Below are 3277 nucleotides of genomic sequence, written 5' to 3' on the forward strand. Positions count from 1 at the left end.
GCTGACTGGCCGCTGTCCCTCTTGCCGGCACCTTTCCCCATGGGCCAGGTGGTCGACTTTTACGCCGCCGCATGGCCCAATTTTACTCCGGCGTTGACAGGCACGGAGCGAGGGACGCGTAGCGGATGCAAGCATTCGAATGCTCTCAATCGTGACAAAACCATTGTTCCTCTCCACATTATTCAGTTTCAAATTGCTAGTCAAAAATGGGCCCGGGGCCACGCTCCCGTTCCGGCCCAGACGGTGACGGCCCAAAATCGACGACCTCGCCCGCTAAGAAAGGCGCCGGCAAGAGGGACAGCGGCCAGTCAGCCGCGCCCACAGGAGGCTGGAGGTTGACTGGCCGCTGTGGACCGTGAGGCCGATGCAGGGAGATCCGGGCGAAAAGACTGATCGTCCCCCCAACGAATTGTCCGAGTTGAATGTTATTGCATGTGCGGCCTGGGCGCCAGCGCGGGCGGCGAAGCCGGTTGGGGTAGCGCAGCCGCACGCGCGGACTGCGGAATGAGGACCTCTGGTGCCGGGTGCCGGTAGCCTAGTGATCCGGGTGGCCGACGGATGTTGTAGAAGCGCCTCCAGATCTCGATCACGACGCGCGCCTCGGCGAGGGTTTAGAATATCTCGCCATTCAGGCTTCCGGTTGATCCTGATCGACAGGCATTCTCGCGTGAACTCGTCCACCACTTTCAGTATGCGATACTTCAACCCGTCATGGGTGCGATCCTCCACGAAGTCATGGGACCAAACATGGTTTGGCCTTTCAGCCCGAAGCCGGCTACAGGAACCGTCGCTCGGCCAGATCCAGCTGCGCTTTGGCTGCCGGGGTGCGACCTTCAGGCCCTCCTGCCGTCAGATCCGCTCCTCCCGCTTGTCGTTGACCACCCAGCCCGACGTGCTGCGCAGGAGGGCCGCCATCTTCCGGTAGCCCAGCATGCCATGCTCCCGGACCAGAGTCACAAGGTCGTCCGTCAGCTGCTCCTCGTCGTCCCGGCCCCGCGGGGTCTGCCGCACAGCGCCGGCCACCGGAGATCCTTGAGGAAGAAAGACATAGGCGTGCCGCGGTTTGGCGACGACCTCTTCAGGTGTTTGCTTCTTCCTTGGCATGTTCCGATCCTCCTTGATGCCTTAAGGCATACTTCAAGTCGGACCACTTCAATGGGGGCGGACCACTGCAGCTTGAACGGTCGCGCATGTTTTTGGAATTCTTTTGGGGTACAGGGTCAAGTCATATGGTCGTGGGCAATTGGCTCGCGGCTTGATGAGTAGCCCGCCTACCTCCGAGCGACACCACTCACGAAGGTTCTGCCTGCAAGCCCTTCAGCATGTAATTGCTGACCATCGCCTTGTGTTCCGGCGTTCCGAAGAACGAGTTGCCTTCAAGAAGTGGAGAGCGGACCATGAACACGGTGCCACGTGACAACAGGGCGAAGTTCCTTCTCGGACAATTTCTTGAACGTCCCACTCCTGTCACGAGCAATAGCAGCCATCAATGGGCTGACCATACGGTCGGCCGCGATGTTAAGGATGTCGGTGCGTCGTGAATGATCCAGGGCTACGTTGAATACAAAGCGGACCACTTTCGGGTTGAAGGCCTGAGCCAATGAAAACAACAACACCGTCAGCTTGCTGCAGAAAACATCAACGCCATCGTCCGCGGCGTGCTGGACAAGTAAAGCTTCAACCGCTGTGGCGGTGGCAACTTGCCGGCGGGCAACGATCTGGGCGACGATGTCTCCAACCGAGGTGAAGTTGCTATAGAGCGATCCAATCGAGTATCCCGATTTCTTGGCGATCTCGCGGGCCGTTGGAAGAGAATCCGAACCATCGCTCACGAGAAGTTCAGTGGCTTCAACGATCGTCGCAACTGTTTTCTCCTTCTTGCGTAGTTCTGCTTCGCGGCGAATGGACATTTTTGAGTGAAGTTCCTGGATGATTGGCTATAAAATACGACCTTAGGGTGTATACCTGGGCCCGCCGTGACCCTATGCGGTATCGGTAAGAGCAACGAAGACCGACGTCAAGCTGAGGGAAAAGCGGAACATCGCGCAGGCGAAGTTCCTTGAAGAGGAATTACAGCGTCAATAATCAATAGCTTACATTGGAATTCCCGCCTGCGCGAGAGTGAACAGCGTGGACGCCCGATGTCAGCCCAGCCTGCCATTTCTGAAGTATTCATCCGAACGGCCACGCTCATCGTGCGATCTTGGACTCGATTACAAATTTCGACCTCAAACGCTGCGCTGATGGGGACGGTTCCAAAAGGACGCATGCCCAAAAAGACTCGCCGTTGAAGATGCGGATGCGTAATGCATCATGACTGCAATCACGCGCGAAGGCGCTTCTCCTCGACGGGCAGGCCGTCGCTAGCAGGGCTCTGATGTAGGACATTGATGACATTGATCGGGGTCGCCTCAGCCGGGGGCTCCCCTCTTGCCGCGTTCCACACCCCGGTTCTTCTGCGGGCTCAAATTGGCGCCCTCAAAGGGGCAGACGTTGCAGCAAGTAACACTCTGCTTCAGCAACGATCGCCAGCCCGGGGCCGGAAACAACTGAACAATAGACGACCCCCCTTTCAAGCTAACCCAACTATATGAGTTCAGTCAGTTACTTGAGAGGAGTGGCGAGACTGAACATGCTTAGCTCCCGAACTATCGAAGTCCGTCGAGCAATTCGTCTATAAGACCATTCCTGAGCGGTGGAACGGCCCGGTCTTGATAACGGCAGTACCAAGATCCTAGTTCGCAGGACCAAAAGCCATGTTCGCAGGCTGGTGTTATTGCGGACGAGAAAACCTAATTCGCGCTAAAATGGAACTTTAAGTATGAGCCAGCGGTCCTTCTTACGAACGTCAGCAGCGGCGCTGCCCATGGCTCGCCGCCTGATGCGGCTAATCCTTGCGCTGGTGGCCATGGCCTTCGCCTGCCTGCTTCCACTGCAACCGGCCTCGGCAGCAACCGGCATCGACTGGACAGCCGGAAGTGGGGCTGGGGGCGATAGCTGGAACAGCGTCGCCTATGGCAACGGGCTGTTCGTGGCGGTCACCGACTCCGGCACTGGCAACCGGGTGATGACCAGCCCGGACGGCATCACATGGACGATCCGCACCTCAGCTGCCGACAACAACTGGAACAGCGTCACCTATGGCAACAGGCTGTTCGTGGCGGTCAGCAGCAGCGGCACCGGCAACCGAGTGATGACCAGCCCGGACGGCATCACATGGACGAGCCGCACCTCGGCGGCCGATAACGCTTGGCGCAGCATCACCTACGGCAATGGC

General features: G+C 58.4%; 1 protein-coding gene and 2 pseudogenes. 1 reads left to right on the forward strand and 2 read right to left on the reverse strand.

The window, feature by feature from the left end; translation table 11 throughout:
- Window positions 1-425 precede the first annotated feature (425 nt).
- Window positions 426-1008, reverse strand: a pseudogene (locus tag ACILRA_RS21285) (IS3 family transposase); the annotation flags it as partial.
- A gap of 368 nt (window positions 1009-1376) precedes the next feature.
- Window positions 1377-1910 carry a TetR/AcrR family transcriptional regulator gene (locus ACILRA_RS21290; protein ID WP_395664050.1) on the reverse strand — a complete coding sequence of 178 codons (534 nt, stop codon included), beginning with the start codon at window positions 1908-1910 and terminating at the stop codon, window positions 1377-1379.
- 956 nt (window positions 1911-2866) lie between these two features.
- Here ACILRA_RS21290 and ACILRA_RS21295 point away from each other — a divergent pair.
- Window positions 2867-3277 (forward strand): annotated as a pseudogene (locus tag ACILRA_RS21295) (hypothetical protein); the annotation flags it as partial.

The sequence above is a fragment of the Aestuariivirga sp. genome, assembly GCF_044239095.1.
Classification (GTDB): Bacteria; Pseudomonadota; Alphaproteobacteria; order Rhizobiales; family Aestuariivirgaceae; genus Aestuariivirga.

Bases quoted from the DNA above. Each gene is read 5' to 3' on its own strand.
- ACILRA_RS21290 (WP_395664050.1), bottom strand. From the start codon at position 1,910: ATGTCCATTCGCCGCGAAGCAGAACTACGCAAGAAGGAGAAAACAGTT.